This window comes from Methylobacterium sp. GXF4 (assembly GCF_000272495.1).
GTDB lineage: Bacteria > Pseudomonadota > Alphaproteobacteria > Rhizobiales > Beijerinckiaceae > Methylobacterium > Methylobacterium brachiatum.
Genome location: NZ_AKFK01000045.1, coordinates 1 through 16,363 on the forward strand (window position 1 = coordinate 1; position 16,363 = coordinate 16,363).

Below are 16,363 nucleotides of genomic sequence, written 5' to 3' on the forward strand. Positions count from 1 at the left end.
GGGCTGGGCGGGATGCCGAAGATGCCGGGGCTTCCCGGCCTCGGCGGCCCGAAGCTGCCCGGTCTCGGTGGCTTCATGCCGGGGAAGAAGAAATGAGTGTCCTCGCCGCCCAAGCGGTCGATCCCGAACTCGCCCGCCTGCGCGACAGCATCGACAATTTCGATGCGGCGCTGATCCACCTGCTCGCCGAGCGCTTCCGCTGCACGCAGCGGGTCGGCGAGCTCAAGGCCCGAAAGGGGATCCCCCCTTCCGATCCGGACCGGGAGGCCCGTCAGGTCGCCCGGCTCCGCAAGCTCGCGGTCGAGGCCAAGCTCGACCCCGATTTCGCCGAGAAGTTCCTGGCCTTCGTGGTCAAGGAAGTCATCCGGCACCACCAGACGATCGCGGCGACGCACGAGTCGGCGATCGACAATGAGAGAAAGTCCTAAGACAATGGCCCTGAAGATCCGTCTCACGCGCGGTGGCGCCAAGAAGCGTCCGTATTACCGCATCGTCGTCGCCGACGCCCGCGCCCCCCGCGATGGCCGCTTCATCGACAAGGTCGGCGCCTACGACCCGATGAAGGCCAAGGACGATCCGGCCCGGATCCAGCTCGACGCCGAGAAGATCCAGGGCTGGCTCGCCAAGGGCGCGCAGCCGACCGACCGCGTCCTGCGCTTCCTCGACCAGGCCGGCCTGGCCAAGCGCCCGACGCGCAACAACCCGCAGAAGGCCGAGCCGGGCGAGAAGGCCAAGGAGCGCGCGACCAAGCGCGCCGAGAAGGCCGCGGCGCCCGCCGAGGACGCCGCCGCGTAAGGCGGCTGCGCCATGGCGCGCCGCCCCGCAGGTTCATTCTCCCGCGACGGCGGTCGCCGCGGCCGCGCCGGCACGGCTATCGGCGCCATCGCGCCGGAAGCCGCAACCTCGCCCAAGGCGCCGGCCCCCAAGCCGGCGGCACCGCCCGTGCCGCCCGACCCGAATCTCGTCCTGCTGGGCGAGTTCGGGCGGGCGCATGGGCTGAACGGCGAGATCCGGCTCAAATCCTACACCGGCGATCCCCTGGCGATCGCCGGCTACGGCCCGCTCCTGACCTCGGACGGGCGTACGCTGACCTTGTCCGGGGTGCGCACCGCCCCCGGCTCATCTCCCGACATGCTGATCGCCCGGGTCAAGGATATCGGCGGCCGCAACGCCGCCGAGGCGCTCAACCGGGTCGCCCTGTTCATCCCCCGGGACCGTCTGGCGGAGCCCGAGGATGACGACGAGGTCTACGCTGCCGACCTGGTCGGCGCCACCGCGGTTGACGAGGCCGGGACCGTCGTCGGCACGATCGTCGCGGTTCCGAATTACGGCGGCGGCGACCTCCTCGAACTCCGCCCCGCCGCGGGTGGCGCCACCGCGCTCCTGCCGTTCACCAAGGCGTTCGTGCCGGTGCTGGATCTCCCGCAGCGGCGGGTGACCGTCGTGCTGCCGGACGATTTCTTCGCGCCGGTGGGCGATAAGCCCGCCGACGAGCCGGACTGACAGACGCATGCCGACCCTGGCGTGACCCGCCGGCTCACGGTCTGTCGAGGCCGGGCAGCTCGCTCAAAGCGGCCGCCAGGGCGTCGACCACCAGGCGGACGCGCTTGATGCGGATGCGGCCGGGCACGACCAGGATCGAGAGCGGGACGGGCTCGGGCGCGTGGTCCGGCAGGACTTGTTCGATCGCGTCCGCCGCCAGCAGATCGTCGACGAGCCAGACATGGGCGACCGCGATCCCGCGCCCCTGCGCCAGGGCCTCGCGTGCGGCCAGGCCGTGATCGACCAGCAGGTTGCCGCCCACGGGAATGCGCGCCGTGGCGCCGTCCGGCCCGTGCAGGCACAGCGTATCGCTGCCGGCGACGTTGCTCATGCGGATCGCCAAATGCCGCGACAGGTCGACCGGAAGCTGCGGCCGACCGTGATCCGCGAGATAGCCCCGCGACGCCACCAAGATCCGGCGGGAGCGGCCGATGGCCTTGCGCTGCAGGCTGCTTTCCGCCAACGGCCCCAACCGGATCGCGATATCCGTCGCCTCGCGCACGAGGTCGATCCGCTCATCGGTCAGGCTGAGATCGATGCTGATCCCCGGATAGCGGTCCTGGAGCGCGAACAGCGCCCGGCAGACATGGCGCACGCCCAACGCGGCCGTGCAGGACACGCGCACGGTCCCGGTCAGACCACCCCCGGCGTTCCGGACCCCGTCCGTCGCCTCGTCCACCAGCCGCAGGATGGTGCGCGCCTCCGCGTGGAAGCGCCGTCCTTCGTCGGTCAGGGTGAGGCGCCGCGTGGTCCGGTTCAGCAGGCTCGCCCCCAGGGCGGCCTCGAGCTCGGCCACGTGCCGGCTGATGGTCGATTGCCCGACGCCCTCCTCCCGCGCCACCGCGGACAGGCTGCCGCGCTCGACCACGCGAACGAAGCTGCGCATCCGTTCCAGCGTGACGCTCGATCTATCCATGGCGCGGAACAATCCTATCCCGCCCTGCCGTCTACTGGATGGATCGGCGGCCGCCTAGCTTCGCGGCTCCCTCCCCCCGTGAGCCCGGACCATGAAGATCCTCGTCGTCTCAGCCCATCCCGATCCGGCCTCGCTGACGAACGCGTTGCGCGGCGTGGCGGTGGAGCAATTGGAAGCGGACGGACACGAGGTCCGCGTCACCGACCTCTACGCCGCGGGCTGGAAGAGTGCCGTCGATCGGACCGATTTCCCGGCCCTGCCGGAGGCGGAGCGCCTGCGTGTCCCGGCCGCGTCCAGCGCGGCCTTCACCACCGGGACCCTGACCGACGACGTCACCGCCGAACAGGCCACGCTGCTCTGGGCGGACGCGCTAATCCTGGCGTTCCCCCTGTGGTGGTTCTCCATGCCGGCGATCCTGAAAGGCTGGGTCGACCGGGTCTACGCCTACGGGTTCGCCTACGGCGTCGGCGCACACAACGAGACCCGCTGGGGCGACCGCTATGGCGAGGGCACGCTCGCCGGCAAGCGCGCGATGCTGGTGGTGACGGCCGGCGGCTGGGAGACGCATTACGGCCCCCGGGGGATCAACGGGCCGATCGACGACCTGCTGTTCCCGATCCAGCACGGGGTGCTGTTCTACCCGGGCTATGCCGTGCTCCCGCCCTTTGTCGTCTACCGGGCCGACGGCCTGACCGAGAGCGGATTCGCGGCCACGGCGGAGGGCCTGCGGGCCCGGATGCGCACCCTGTTCAGCACCGCCCCCATCCCGTTCCGACGGCAGAACGGCGGCGATTACGCGATCCCGTCCATGGCGTTGCGCCCGGATCTTGCTCCACACCTTACCGGTTTCGCGGCCCATCTGGACACGGCGCAGCCGAGCACCGGCGGCGCGCCCTGAACGCGCGCCGAACCGTTCAGCGGGCCGTCGCGGTATCCCGGCAGGGGCGGATCGCCTCCGGTCGCGGGCGGTCCTCCGGGGCGGGGGCCGCGAACACCGCCAGATAGGCGCCGCCCTTCAGCGGATGGAAGCCGGTCTCGCGGTAGCCCGCTGCGGCGAGCTCGCAGCGCAGCAGCGCCGGCGGGGTGCCGTGCCGCGACGGGATGTCGTCGGCATCGACGATGCCGACCCGACCGCCGGGCCGCATCGCCGGGGCGAGGTTGTGCAGCAGGCCGAAGGGCTGGGCGATCTCGTGATACATGTGCACGAGGATCGCGGCATCGACGGAGGCCGGGGGCAGGCGCGGGTCGTGGGCCTCGCCGCGCACCACGGTGACGTTGTCGAGCCCCTTCACCCGCCGCTCCAGGCTCGCCAGGTAGGCAGGGGTAACGTCCTCGGCCAGGACCTTGCCGCCGGGCCCGACCCGCGGGCTCAGACGGGTCACGTAGTAGCCGCTGCCTGCGCCGATATCGGCCACGGTCTCGCCCGGACCGATGCCCATCCCGCGGGCGACCGCGTCGAACTCGCCGGCCTTGTCCCGCTCGGCCTCCGAGGACCATTGCGGCGCCACGATCTCGGCCACCGGCCGGTCGGGTTTCGGGAACGCGCTCGCGGGCGCGCCCGGAGGCGCCAGCGGCCCCGCCCCGAGGGCCGGTCCCGCCAGCAGGGCGGTGAGGAGAAGGATGTGCCGGATCATCGCCGACAACCCGCCGCGGGGCCAACAGTGCCCGGGCCGTTGACCGTGCCGCACCCCGCGCGCGATCAAGCGCCATGACGCGCGCGGAAACGCCCTGGCGGGCCACGATCCTCACCCTCTACCCGGAGATGTTCCCGGGCCCGCTCGGCGTGTCCCTGTCGGGCGACGCCCTCGCCCGGGGCGACTGGAGCCTGGAAGCCCGCAACATCCGCGAGCACGGGCTCGGCCGCCACCGGGCGGTGGACGATACGCCGGCCGGGGGCGGGGCCGGGATGGTGCTGCGCTGCGACGTGCTCGCCGCCGCCATCGACGCCGCCGCCGGGCCTGACGACCCGCGTCCGCGGCTGCTGATGTCGCCGCGCGGAAAGCCGCTGAGCCAGGCCCGGGTGCGGGAGCTCGCCGCCGGGCCGGGGGCGCTGATCGTCTGCGGCCGGTTCGAAGGGGTGGACGAGCGGGTGATCGCCGGCCGCGGCCTGGAGGAGGTCTCGATCGGCGATTACGTGCTCTCCGGGGGCGAGATCGCCGCCCTGGTGGTGCTCGATGCCTGCGTCCGGCTCCTGCCCGGGGTGATGGGCAAGGCGGAATCGGGAGTCGAGGAGAGTTTCGAGGGCGGGCTCCTCGAATATCCGCACTACACCCGGCCGCGGGACTGGGAGGGGCGGGCGATCCCGGAGGTGCTGTCGGGCGGCAATCACGGGGCGATCGCCCGGTGGCGGCGGGCGGAGGCGGAGCGCATCACCGCCGAGCGGCGGCCCGACCTTCAGGCCGGTTCCAGGTCGATCACCGGCCCGTCGACATCGTAATCCACCGGATCGAGCCGCAGCGGCTGCGGGATCGGACGGTCGAGGCGTCCGGGAAAGCGGGTGCGGGAGGCCGCGGCCAGGATCACGGCAAGCAACAGGAACCAGATCGCCACGAACGCGGCGCTGTCGACAGACATCGGCGTACCTCGAACGCAACTCGGCACGCCGTCGAACCTAGCCGCGCAGGCTTAATCGACTGTTCCGTCCCTTCGGCGGATCTGTCCCGCCCCGGGTGCGGCCCGTCGCAGGCTCTTCGCATTGTCTTGCCAGCCAGCAGGTTTCGGCGCATCCCCGGCCCGGGACACTCCTCCCCGTCGAGGAGCGCCCATCTGCAAGGATGGATCCGACGATGAGCCGACCCGACAGGCGCCCGCGCGTTCCCCATTTCTCGTCCGGCCCCTGCGCCAAGCGTCCGGGCTGGACGCCGTCGGCCCTGGCCGACGTCGCGCTCGGTCGCTCGCACCGCTCCGCGATCGGCAAGGCCAAGCTCGGCCGGGCGATCGACCTGACGCGGTCCGTGCTGCAGGTACCCGACGCGTACCGGATCGGCATCGTGCCGGCCTCCGACACCGGCGCCGTCGAGATGGCGATGTGGACCCTGCTGGGCCCTCGGCCCGTGGAGGTCGCCGCCTGGGAGGCGTTCGGCAAGGAGTGGGTCACCGACGCCCTCAAGCAGCTCAAGATCGCGCCCAGGATCCACCAGACCCCCTACGGCGTGCTGCCGGACCTCGCGGCGATCGACACCCGGAACAGCGACGTGGTCTTCACCTGGAACGGCACCGCCGCCGGGGTGAAGGTGCCGGACGGCGACTGGATCGCCGCCGACCGCGCCGGCCTGACGATCTGCGACGCCACCTCGGCGGCCTTCGCGCAGCCGCTCCCCTGGGACAAGCTCGATGTCGTCACCTTCTCCTGGCAGAAGGTGATGGGCGGCGAGGCGGCGCACGGCATGCTGGTGCTCTCGCCCCGGGCGGTCGAGCGGCTGGAGAGCCACGTCCCGGCCTGGCCGCTGCCGAAGGTGTTCCGGCTCACCAAGGACGGCAAGCTGATCGAGGGCATCTTCAAGGGCGACACGATCAACACGCCCTCGATGCTCGCCGTGGAGGATTACCTCGACACCCTGGACTGGGCGGTCCGGATCGGCGGCCTGCCGGCGCTCCACGCCCGGGCCGACGCCAACGCCCGCGTGATCTACGACTGGGTCGCCCGGACCCCGTGGATCGCGCCGCTGGCGGTCGACCCCGCGACCTACTCGAACACCGGCGTCTGCCTGGTGATCGCCGACCCGGACGTGCTCGCCCGCGGCGACGCGGCGGTGGCGGCGCTCGCCTCGGGCATCGTCGCGCGCCTCGACCGCGAGGGCGTCGCCCTCGACATCGGCGCCTATCGCGACGCCCCGGCGGGCCTGCGGATCTGGTGCGGCGCCACCGTCGAGACCGCCGATCTCGAGGCGCTGACGCCGTGGCTGGACTGGGCGTTCGCCGAGGAGAAGGCGGCGCTGGCCCGGGCGGCGTAGCGCTTCACCGCCCCCAACCGCCGCACTTTGAGGTGGAGGCGCAGGCGCGCTTCGAAGGAGCTCTTCTTCGAGGCCCGCGCTGCATCGCTTCAGGATGAGCGGGAGCGAGCGAAACATCCCTCGGGATAGACGCTGCGCTCCCGTCATTGCGAGCGGAGCGAAGCGACCCAGTGCTGCGCGCGATCCCCGGATGTGGCGTGTCCCTGGGTTGCTTCGTTCCACTCGCAATGACGGCGTGGGCGGAAAAACGAAAAACCCCGGCCCTTACGGAGCCGGGGTTTTCCATGTCCGCGGCGCGGCCCCGGAGGGCCGCGCCGGTCGCTCTCAGTAGTTGTAGGCGCGCTCGCCGTGATCGGCGATGTCGAGGCCCTCGCGCTCCTCTTCCTGGGTCACCCGCAGGCCGATCGTCAGGTCGACGAGCTTGTAGAGGATCGCCGAGCCGATGCCCGACCACAGCAGGGTGAGGCCGACCGCTTCCGCCTGGACGATGAGCTGGCTCATCATGTCGTAGGCGCCCACGGCCAGCTCGCCCGGCTTCGAGGTGTAGTCGGGGATGCCGACGCCGCCGAGATTCGGGTCGACCAGGATGCCGGTCGCCAGGGCGCCCAGGATGCCGCCGACGCAGTGCACGCCGAACACGTCGAGCGAGTCGTCGTAGCCGAGCGCGTTCTTCACGGAGGAGCACATCACGAAGCAGACCACGCCGGCCACCAGGCCGAGCACGATCGAGCCCATCGGGCCGGCGAAGCCCGAGGCCGGGGTGACGGCCACGAGGCCGGCCACCGCGCCCGAGAGCATGCCGAGCAGCGACGGCTTGCCCTTGAGCGCCCACTCGGCGAACAGCCAGGCCACCGCGGCGGCGCAGGTCGCCACGAAGGTGTTGAGCATCGCCAGCGCGGCGGTGCCGTTGGCCTCGAGGTTCGAGCCGGCGTTGAAGCCGAACCAGCCGACCCACAGCAGCGAGGCGCCGATCATGGTCATGGTCAGCGAGTGCGGGGCGAGCAGGTCGCGGCCGTAGCCGATGCGCTTGCCCATGATCAGGCAGCCGACGAAGCCGGCGATGCCCGCGTTGATGTGCACCACGGTGCCGCCGGCGAAGTCGAGGGCGCCCTTCTGGAAGAGGAAGCCCGCATCCTTGTTGACCGCGTCGAGGGCCGCCTGGGCGGTGGCCTTCGAGGCGTCGTCGGTGGCGGCGGCCAGCGCCTTGGCGGCGTTGCCGACCGCATCCGGGCCGCCCCAGTACCAGACCATGTGGGCCATCGGGAAATAGATCAGCGTGACCCAGAGGATCGTGAACACCACCAGGGCGGAGAACTTCATCCGCTCGGCGAAGGCGCCGACGATCAGCGCCGGGGTGATCATCGCGAAGGTCATCTGGAAGCACAGATAGACGTATTCGGGGATCACGACGCCGTTCGAGAAGGTCGCCACCGTCGAGTTGGCGTCGATGCCCTTCAGGAATGCCTTGGACAGGCCGCCGACGAAGTCGTTGATGCCGCCGCCGTTGGTGAAGGCGAGGCTGTAGCCGTAGAACACCCAGAGCAGGCCGACGATCGAGACGATCGCGAAGACCTGGGTCAGGACCGAGAGCATGTTCTTGGTGCGCACGAGGCCGCCGTAGAACAGGGCCAGGCCCGGCACGCTCATCATCAGCACCAGCGCCGAGGAGATCAGCATCCAGGCGGTGTCGCCCTTGTTGGGCAGCGGCACGGCCGTGGCGGCCGGCGCCGCGGAGGCGGCTTCCGGCGCCGGGGTCTGCGCCAGGGACGGCTCGATCAGGAGGGCGGCGAGCGCCGCGCCTCCCAAGCCGAGCATCAGGGCATTACGGACTTTCATGGACAGGTGGCTCCGGTCACGATTCGTTGCGCGTTGCGTAAAGGTTGAAGCTGTCGGCGGGCCGGCTCAGAGGGCGTCGGCGTCGGTCTCGCCGGTCCGGATGCGCACCGCCTTCTCGAGGGGCAGCACGAAGATCTTGCCGTCGCCGATCTGGCCGGTGCGCGCCGCACCCGCGATGGCGTCGATGACGCTGGCGGTCAGGTCGGAGGCGACCGCGACCTCGATCTTGAGCTTGGGCAGGAAGCTCACGGCGTATTCCGCGCCCCGGTAGATCTCGGTGTGGCCCTTCTGGCGGCCGTAGCCCTTCACTTCCGTCACCGTCAGCCCGTGGACGCCGATGCCGGTGAGCGCGTCGCGCACCTCCTCCAGCTTGAACGGCTTGATGATGGCCATCACGATCTTCATGGGCGGCGCCCCCTTACCGAGTCCCTGGGAACCGATGCCGTCGCCCGATCCACGCGGCGACCCATCGGGCCGCCCGTCGAGCCGGGCTGGCCCGCGGTTGAGCGGGGCTATTCAAGGACTATGCCACCCCGCCGGAACCGGGAACTTTTCGCGCAGGGCCCGTTATGCCCAGGAAATAGCCGGATCGGGCGAAGCCTTGGGCATGCGGCGCGAAGAAGGTGCCTAGACAGCGCGCAAACGGTTGGAAAATGGGCAGTCCGCCGTGGTGCAATTCTGCAACGCACGTCGTAGACGGCATTCTAATCCGGGGACGATGACCGATATGTTCGCCCGCGGAGTCTGAGGGAACGCCATCGCATTCTGCGCCTACCCTGCCATTCCGCGGCCGCGAAGCGGAGCCCGGAATCCAGGTTCTCGCCCTGACATGGTCGGCGGCTCTGGATCCTGGGCTCGCCTTCGGCGCCCCGGGATGACGGTGCGGGTCAGCCGGCCGACCCCGCGCGAATCGAAGGAGGAGCCGTTCCGCGCCGTGACCTCATCCCCCGTGCGGCCGAATCAGGCCCTCCTGCGCTACCGAGGCGACGAGGTTGCCGGCGCGGTCGAAGATCTGGCCGCGGGCGAAGCCACGGGCGCCGCCGGCGGCCGGGCTGTCCTGGGCGTAGAGCAGCCAATCGTCGACCCGGACGGGGCGGTGGAACCAGAGGGCGTGGTCGAGGCTCGCCGCCTGGATGTTCGGATCGAACACCGAGCTGGCATGCGGGATCAGCGACACGTCGAGCAGGGTCATGTCGGACGCGTAGGCCAGCACCGCCCGGTGCAGGGCCGGATCGTCCGGCAGGGCCGAGGCCGCCCGCAGCCAGACATTGAAGACCGGCTCCGGCGGGGCACCGTCCTTGCGGCGGGCGATGTAGCGGTCGAGATCGACGGGGCGCAGCTCGATCGGGCGCTCCCGGCCGAAATAGGCGGCGACCGCCTCGGGCATGCCGGTGGCGCCGGAGGCCGCCAGCGCCTTGCCGTCGAGGAGGCCGTCCGGCCCCGCGACATCCGGCATCGCCGGCTGGTGCTCGAACCCGCCCTCGGAGACCTGATAGGAGATCGTGGTGGCGAAGATCGCCCGGCCGTGCTGGATCGCCTTGACCCGCCGCGTGGTGAAGCTGCGGCCGTCGCGGATGCGCTCGACCTCGTAGACGATCGGCGAGCGGGGATCGCCGGGGAGCATGAAATAGGCGTGGAGCGAATGGGCCGGCCGGTCGTCCGGCACCGTGCGGGTGGCGGCGACCAGGGCCTGGGCCACCACCTGGCCGCCGAAAACGCGGCGCCAGCCGGTCTTGGGGTTCTGGCCGCGGAACAGGTCGACCTCGAGGCGTTCGAGGTCGAGGATGGCGATGAGCTCGGCGACCGCGTCGGTCATCGCGTCGGTGGTGGCGTCGGTCATGAGTCGCGGGGTTTCCGTTCGTCGTCCAAACGCGACATAGGCCTTTCGGGCGGAGCGATCCACGCGCTCGGCCCCCAGATCGGAGATCCGTGACGATGACGGCCCAGACGCCCCGCCCCGGCAGCCGCAGCCTCCTGATCGCCGGCGGCGGCCTTGCCAGCCTCGCCCTGGCCTACGCGCTCAAGCAGGCCCACGGGCCGGCGCTCGCGGTGACCGTGATCGATCCCCACGGCGCCGATCCGGCCCGGCACCGCGGCCGCGCCTACGCGCTGGCGGCGGGCGGACGGCGGATGCTGACGCAGCTCGGGCTGTGGGACGGGATCGCGGCCGCCGCCGAGCCGATCGCCGAGATGGTCATCAGCGACAGCCGAATCGCCGACCCGGTGCGGCCGGTCTTCCTGACCTTCGGGCGGGAGGAGGAGGACCAGCCCGACCGGGCGGTGGGCGAGCCCTTCGCCCACATGGTCGAGGCCGAGCCCCTGGCGCGGGCGCTCGCCGAGGCCTGCCGGGACGCGGGGGTCGAGATCGTCACCGGGGGTGTGGTGCGGGCGCTGCCGGAGGGCGCGGCGATCCGGGCGGAGCTGACCACGGGTGCGAGCCTCAAGGTCGACCTGCTGGTGGCCGCCGACGGGGCACGCTCGCGGCTGCGCGAGGCGGCGCGGATCGGCTGGGTCGGCTGGTCCTATCCGCAGGTCGGGATCGTGGCCACGATCGGGCATGCTCGGCCGCACCACGGCCGTGCCTTCGAGCACTTCCTGCCCGCCGGCCCCTTCGCGATCCTGCCCCTGCGGGACGGCGGCTCCCTCGGCCACCGCTCCTCGATCGTCTGGACCGAGCGCGCCGACGAGGCCGACGCGCTGCTCTCGGGCGAGCCCGACGAGGTGCTGGCTGAGATCGAGCGCCGCTTCACCCTCGACTTGGGTAAGCTGACCCTGGAGCACGGCCCGAGCCGGCATCCGCTGGCCTTCGGCATCGCCCGGGCGTTCCGGGCCGAACGCCTGGCACTGCTGGGGGATTCGGCGCACGTCATCCACCCGATCGCCGGGCAGGGTCTCAATCTCGGCCTGGCCGACGCCGCGGCGCTGGCCGAGGCGGTGACCGGCGCCCTGCGTCTCGGCCTCGATCCCGGCAGCCCGGACGTGCTGCGCGCCTACGAGCGCGCCCGCCGGTTCGACAGCTTCGCCATGGCGGCGGCGACCGACGGGCTGAACCGGCTGTTCTCCAACGACGCCCTGCCGCTGCGGCTCGCCCGCGACCTCGGCCTCGGGATCGTCGACCGGCTGCCCGGCCTTAAGCGGTTCTTCATCGGCGAGGCCGCCGCCTCCCGGGGCACCCGGCCCCGGCTGATGCGCGGCGAGGCGCTGTGACTCAGGCGGGCCGGCGCTCGGTCACCCAGCGAGCGGCATCGGCCCGGGGGGCGACCACGTCGGTGTCGGTGCGCAGCTGCGGGCTGTAGGCCGGATCGTCGGTGAGCACGTCGTGCCAGCGGCGCAGGAAGCGCGAGATCTGCGAGCCCGGGGCGAAGCTGGTCTGCCGGGAGGCACTCTCGTGGTGCGCCATCTCGGCGAACGGCGTGTAGACGATGCGGTAGCCGAGCATCCGCAGCTTGAAGCACAGGTCGACGTCGTTGAAGTCGAGGGCGAAGCTCTCGTCGAAGCCGTTCACCGCCTCCAGCACCGCCTTGCGGGTGGCGAACAGGGCGCCGGTCACCGACGAGCAGTCGCGCTGCGCCAGCGCCCAGTCGCCGTAGGTCGGCTCGGCCGCGTCGCGGTTGTACCAGGGATGGGCGCAGACATCGAAGATGCCGCCGAACATGCCGGCATGCTGGATCTTGCCGCTCGGGAACAGCAGCCGCCCGCCGACGCCGCCGACGCCACGGTCGAGCGCGAAGGTCAGGAGCGCCTCGATCCAGCCGGGGCGGCGCACCACGAGGTCGTCGTTCATCAGGATGACGAGGTCGGTCTCGGCGGCGCGCCAGAGGGTGTTCATCTTGGCCGCGTAGTTGAACGGCGCGCCCTCGGGCCGCGTGGTGAGCAGGCGGGTCACGGCGAACCGGTCGGAGCGGCCCCGGTAGATCGCGTCGTCCGCCTTGTCGTCGCCGATCAGCACCCGGATCCGGTCGGCCGGGTAGCTGCTGCGGCCGAGGCTGTCGAGCAGGTTGACGATGTGGGGCTTTGCCCCATCGACCGCGCGCCCATCCTCGCCCCGGGGCCGGCTCTGGTTGGTCGGCACCACCAGGGTCACGGGCGGGCGCGTATCCAGGCTGCGGCGGATCTCCAGCGTGTCCGGGGTCAGGCCGGGGGCGGTGCGCAGGGGGGAGCCCGAGCCCTGGAACCAGCGATCGAGCACGTCGGCCCGGGCCGCGCGCTTCGCCTTCGGGCGGGCGAGCGGCGAGGCGATCAGCGTCTGCGGGATCCGATCGATGCCGATGCCCGCCGCGATCGCGTCGAGCAGCAGCCGGAACCAGGCGGCGTTGCCGGTGCGCCGGCCGAAATCCGGGGTGAGGCTCGCCAGGGCCGAGACGCGGATCACCAGCGGGAAGCCGATGTAATCGTCGGCCATGAGCAGGGCCGGGTTGAAGGCCGGCTTGCAATGGACGCTGCGGACCTGGCCCGCGCCGTCCACCACGGCGTCGTCGCCGTAGAAGATGCCGATATCCGGCCGCTCGGCCATCGCGGCGAGGATCGGTTCGAACAGGTCCGGATGCAGCTCGGACGCCGCCGGGGCCACGAACACCGCCCGGCAGGCGGGAAGCGCGCCGGCGGCGACCTGACCAAGCTTGCGCTCGTCGATCGGGTGGAAGCGCTCGTCGAGGGGCAGCGGCAGGAGCGCGTCCGGCCAGGCGCGCGCGCTCCACGAGGCCGACGGGGCCGGGACCGGTTTTTTGTTCAGCACGGATCGCGTCTCCCGGGCGTCAAATGCGTTCGGCTGCGAGGAGCCGGCTGACGCTCGCCTCCATGGCGGCGGCCACCGCGCCGATCGACAGGCGCTCGCGGATCCGGGCGCGGGCGGCGGCGCCGATCCGCGCGGCGTCGCCGCCGGTCACCGCCCGGGCGGCGTCGGTGAGCGCGCGGGCGAGGTCGGCCTCGTCCACCTGGCCCCATTCGGCGCCGCGCAGATACGGCCCGTAGGTCTGGTCCAGGGCGGCGATCTCGGCCTTCACCGGGAAGCCACAGGTGGCGTCGAGGAAGTCGCGGCTGCCGCCGTAATCGGTGGCGACCACGACCTTGCCCATCTCCATCGCCTCGGCGATCGTCAGGCCGAATCCTTCCGAGGAATGCGACGAGGCGTAGACCGCGCAGAGCTCGAACAGGGCGCCGAGCTCATTCTGGGAGAGCGGCTGGTCGATCACCACCACGTCGCCGGTCCTGCCGACGAGGTCGAGCAGCTTCTTGCCCTCGTCGGGCAGGTCGAACACGTGCTTGGTCTTGAGCACGAGCTGCCAGCCGGATTGCGCCAGCCCCGCGGCCCGGAACGCCCGGATCAGCGCGTGCGGGTTCTTGCGGGCGAGGTAGCTCGACCCGTCGAAGGCGTAGAGGATCACCTTCTTAGCCGGGTCGATGGAGAACGCCTTGCGCAGGTTGGCCTTGGCGGCCGCGCTCGCCGGCTCGCCCGGCTCGTTCTCGACCACGTAGGGCACGACATCGACCGGGATGTCGGTGATCTGGCGGAAGATCGCGGCGCAGAACTCGGTGGGCGCCCAGATCGCGTCGAGGCCGTCCACGGTGGGCAGCCAGCCCCCGGGCACGTGCGAGGTCTCCCAAACGAACAGCCCGATCTTGAGCCGGGCGCTCGCGGCGATGTCGAGCTGCCGCGCGCTCATCAGCGAGTGCCAGCTGTCGCCGTTGAAATGCACCAGGGCGACGTCCGGCGCCCCCGAGAAGGTCCGCGCCTGCCAGCCCGGCCCGACCCGGGCATGGACGTGGAACGACCGCTCCATCGGATGCACGTTCAGGGCGAAGGGCGCCCGGTGCAGCGCCCGCACGTAGCTGCGCGCCGCGACGCCGAGCCCGTTGGCGTAGTTCATCGGCGAGACGTAGGAGACCCGCAGCGGCCGCTCCGGCGCCTGGGGCCTGCGCAGGTCGGCCCAGATCTTGGGGCCGGGATAGGTGAAGGTCTGGTCGAGCCGGTCGAGGTCGAAGCCGCGCTCCTCGATCGCCGCGCGCACCGCCGCGCCGCCGATCGCGGCGTGCTCGCCCAGAAGCGAGCGCTTCACGAACGGGAAGCCCTGGGTGAGCATGTTCTCCCAGTCGAACAGGGTGCGGTTGTTGCGCGGGTCGTTGACCAGCGTCATGTGCTTGTTCTGGGCCGAGAACAGGCTGCGCATCCCGAGCCCGGCGGCCCGCATCCGCCCGGAGAAGGTCAGCTCGTACTCGGTGATGACGCTGTTCTTGTCCGGCCAGTTCGCCACCGCCTGGATGAAGTGGTTGAACGCGTAGGAGGACAGGCAGCGCTTCTTCAGGGCCAGGAAGAAGCTCTGGAGGTGGTGACTGTAGTAGAAGTTGTCGGCGAGCCCGATCACCGCCTCCGGGTAGGACTCGATCTTCGCCAGCAGCCCGGCGAAGTCGCCGCTGTCGAGGGGCCCGACCAGGCTGTCGTTGGCCAGGTACAGAGTCTCAGAATCGAGCAGGTCGTCGTCCTCCAGGAGGACATGCGCCCAGGCCGCGAAATCGAAGCCCGTGTTCTCGCGCAGGTAGACCGAGGCGCAGAGCCTCAGGATCGCCTCCGGCACCACGGTCTTGTGCTGGTCGGCCGCGATGATCAGCACGATGTCGATGCCGTTCTCGGCAAACGCCCGCAGGTAGGGCTCGACATGGCCGCGGATGCGCCCCTCCGGCGCGTGGGTGATGAACAAGGCGGTGCGGCCGTGCCGGCGCGGCTCCCGCTTGAGGCAGGACAGGCGGGCATCCGCGGCCTCCGGCACCGCGGCGCCGGCGACCCGGCGGGTCAGGCGCCCCGCCTCCAGGCCGGTGGTGACGTAGTCGACCAGGGGATTGAGGCCGAGCGCGGCGACTTTCGGGTAGCGGGCGAGGTACCAGGGCGCGTCGAAGCGCGGCGACGGGCTCGTGCGCCGGCCGTTGTCGGCCAGGAAATGCGCGAGCGGGTTCGCCTCGGTCTCGTCGTCGGCGAGGTAGGTCTTCGTGTACCAGCGCGTGTCGAACCAGGGTCCGGGATCCAGCCCCTCCCGGGCGCCGTGCTCCAGGAAATGCACCAGCGGGTTGAGGCTGTCGGCCCGCACCACCGCCGATTGCGCCGCATACCAGTCGGGATCGAACAGGGGATGCGGGGCGTAGCGGCGATAGCCGCCGGCCATCACGTAATGCTCCAGGGGCTCGAGCCCGCTGGTCTCGGCCTCGGGGCAGCGCCCACGATAGAACTCGGCGTCGAAGATGCCCGAGCGGCGGATCAGATCGACATGCCGCGACAGCCCGGCGAATTCCTCGGGATTGCGCAGGTAGCCCTGCTTGCGGCCGGTCTCGTAGTAATGCGCCAGCGCGATGCCGCCGGCCTCCCGGGCATCCGGGTAGCGCGACCGGTACCAGGCGGAATCGAACAGCGGCGACGGGTCGGTGTCGGGGCTCTTCACGAAGTGGAAGAACGCCCGGGCGCGGGCGTCGGCACCGCCGAGATAGCGCTCCGCGTACCAGTCGGGGTCGAACAGCGGGTTTGGGGCGATGCCGGCATCGGCGCCGCGCTCGACATAGTGGATCAGCGGGTTCACGCCCTCGGCGCGCAGGCCCGGGACGGCGTCGAGATAGCGGTCGCCGTGGAACAAGGGCGACGGCCAGCGGCCCTCACGCCCGCCATGGACCGCGTAGTGGACGACCGGGTCGATCCCCTCGCCGACCACGTCGGGATAGCGCCTGGCGTACCAGGCCGGATCGAACAGGCCGGAGGCCTTCACGGCCGCCACGAGATCCGCCTGGCGGGGCTCGTTCGTCCGCCGCCGCTTCAGGCGCCGGGCCAGCGGGCGCGTGAGGGACCGCGCGGGCCCGGCGACGAACACATCTCGAAGGCGCATGGTGTGTACCGGATACGCGGGAGGCCCGCTGTGCTGCCTACGCCGCAATCCGCGAGAGACATCAGGAGGTTCAGCCGGCCGCCCCGGCTCGCGCGCCTTCCTAATGGTCCGGCCGGCCCGCGCCAAGGGCCGTGTCGCGGGGCCGCCGCGCGGCGGCGTGAAACCCCGGGGTTCCGGGCGTCGAAACCGCGTGCGGCGATCCCGACCTTGCCAGCCCGGTGCGAACGGCCCCACATTGGCCGGATGACCGACGG

Annotated in this window: 15 protein-coding genes; 7 read left to right on the plus strand and 8 right to left on the minus strand. The window is 71.5% G+C overall.

Features of this window, described 5'->3' with window-relative positions; genetic code table 11:
* Nucleotides 1–92: 92 nt before the first annotated feature.
* Genes WYO_RS04125 through rimM form a run of 3 tightly spaced genes read left to right on the plus strand, consistent with a single transcriptional unit; the run spans nt 93 to nt 1,503 of the window.
* Nucleotides 93–428, plus strand: coding sequence for a chorismate mutase (locus tag WYO_RS04125; RefSeq protein ID WP_007559474.1), 336 nt, complete (start codon nt 93–95; stop codon nt 426–428).
* 4 nt (nt 429–432) lie between these two features.
* Complete coding sequence (gene rpsP / locus WYO_RS04130; RefSeq protein WP_007559476.1) at nt 433–795, plus strand: 30S ribosomal protein S16; 363 nt, start codon at nt 433–435, stop codon at nt 793–795.
* Nucleotides 796–807: 12 nt separating this feature from the next.
* A complete protein-coding gene (gene rimM, locus WYO_RS04135) occupies nt 808–1,503 on the plus strand; it encodes a ribosome maturation factor RimM (protein ID WP_007559478.1) in 696 nt (231 codons plus the stop codon).
* 34 nt (nt 1,504–1,537) lie between these two features.
* Here rimM and WYO_RS04140 read toward each other — a convergent pair whose 3' ends face one another.
* A complete protein-coding gene (locus WYO_RS04140; RefSeq protein ID WP_007559480.1) occupies nt 1,538–2,458 on the minus strand; it encodes a LysR family transcriptional regulator in 921 nt (306 codons plus the stop codon).
* Between the two features lie 91 nt (nt 2,459–2,549).
* Between WYO_RS04140 and WYO_RS04145 the strand changes: the two genes are divergently transcribed.
* Nucleotides 2,550–3,356, plus strand: coding sequence for an NAD(P)H-dependent oxidoreductase (locus tag WYO_RS04145; protein ID WP_007559483.1), 807 nt, complete (start codon nt 2,550–2,552; stop codon nt 3,354–3,356).
* A gap of 16 nt (nt 3,357–3,372) precedes the next feature.
* Here WYO_RS04145 and WYO_RS04150 read toward each other — a convergent pair whose 3' ends face one another.
* Nucleotides 3,373–4,092 (minus strand): methyltransferase domain-containing protein, encoded by a 720-nt coding sequence (locus tag WYO_RS04150; protein ID WP_007559486.1) that lies wholly within the window; start codon nt 4,090–4,092, stop codon nt 3,373–3,375.
* Nucleotides 4,093–4,166: 74 nt separating this feature from the next.
* On the opposite strand from WYO_RS04150, the gene trmD reads away from it, so the two are divergent.
* Entirely contained in the window at nt 4,167–4,895 is a 729-nt protein-coding gene (trmD, locus tag WYO_RS04155; RefSeq protein WP_007559487.1) for a tRNA (guanosine(37)-N1)-methyltransferase TrmD, read from the plus strand.
* Here trmD and WYO_RS04160 read toward each other — a convergent pair.
* Entirely contained in the window at nt 4,853–5,032 is a 180-nt protein-coding gene (locus tag WYO_RS04160) for a hypothetical protein (RefSeq protein WP_007559489.1), read from the minus strand. The genes trmD and WYO_RS04160 overlap by 43 nt on opposite strands.
* A gap of 212 nt (nt 5,033–5,244) precedes the next feature.
* Here WYO_RS04160 and WYO_RS04165 point away from each other — a divergent pair, with 212 nt between their 5' ends.
* A complete protein-coding gene (locus WYO_RS04165; RefSeq protein WP_007559491.1) occupies nt 5,245–6,411 on the plus strand; it encodes a phosphoserine transaminase in 1,167 nt (388 codons plus the stop codon).
* A gap of 324 nt (nt 6,412–6,735) precedes the next feature.
* Here the strand turns inward: WYO_RS04165 and WYO_RS04170 are convergent, their stop codons facing one another.
* The 3 genes from WYO_RS04170 to tesB all read right to left on the minus strand — a co-directional run bounded on the left by WYO_RS04170 (nt 6,736) and on the right by tesB (nt 10,087).
* A complete protein-coding gene (locus WYO_RS04170) occupies nt 6,736–8,247 on the minus strand; it encodes an ammonium transporter (RefSeq protein ID WP_007559493.1) in 1,512 nt (503 codons plus the stop codon).
* 66 nt (nt 8,248–8,313) lie between these two features.
* Nucleotides 8,314–8,652, minus strand: coding sequence for a P-II family nitrogen regulator (locus WYO_RS04175; RefSeq protein WP_007559495.1), 339 nt, complete (start codon nt 8,650–8,652; stop codon nt 8,314–8,316).
* Between the two features lie 535 nt (nt 8,653–9,187).
* The gene (gene tesB / locus WYO_RS04180) at nt 9,188–10,087 is read right to left on the minus strand and encodes an acyl-CoA thioesterase II (RefSeq protein WP_007559497.1); all 900 of its coding nucleotides are present in this window, start codon (nt 10,085–10,087) and stop codon (nt 9,188–9,190) included.
* 95 nt (nt 10,088–10,182) lie between these two features.
* On the opposite strand from tesB, the gene WYO_RS04185 reads away from it, so the two are divergent.
* Nucleotides 10,183–11,454 (plus strand): FAD-dependent monooxygenase, encoded by a 1,272-nt coding sequence (locus tag WYO_RS04185; protein ID WP_007559499.1) that lies wholly within the window; start codon nt 10,183–10,185, stop codon nt 11,452–11,454.
* 1 nt (nt 11,455) lies between these two features.
* Here WYO_RS04185 and WYO_RS04190 read toward each other — a convergent pair whose 3' ends face one another.
* Both WYO_RS04190 and WYO_RS04195 read right to left on the minus strand, forming a co-directional pair.
* The gene (locus tag WYO_RS04190) at nt 11,456–12,982 is read right to left on the minus strand and encodes a glycosyltransferase (RefSeq protein ID WP_007559501.1); all 1,527 of its coding nucleotides are present in this window, start codon (nt 12,980–12,982) and stop codon (nt 11,456–11,458) included.
* Between the two features lie 19 nt (nt 12,983–13,001).
* Nucleotides 13,002–16,109: a rhamnan synthesis F family protein gene (locus WYO_RS04195; protein WP_007559503.1), complete on the minus strand. Its 3,108-nt coding sequence runs from the start codon at nt 16,107–16,109 to the stop codon at nt 13,002–13,004.
* Between the last annotated feature and the right edge of the window lie 254 nt (nt 16,110–16,363).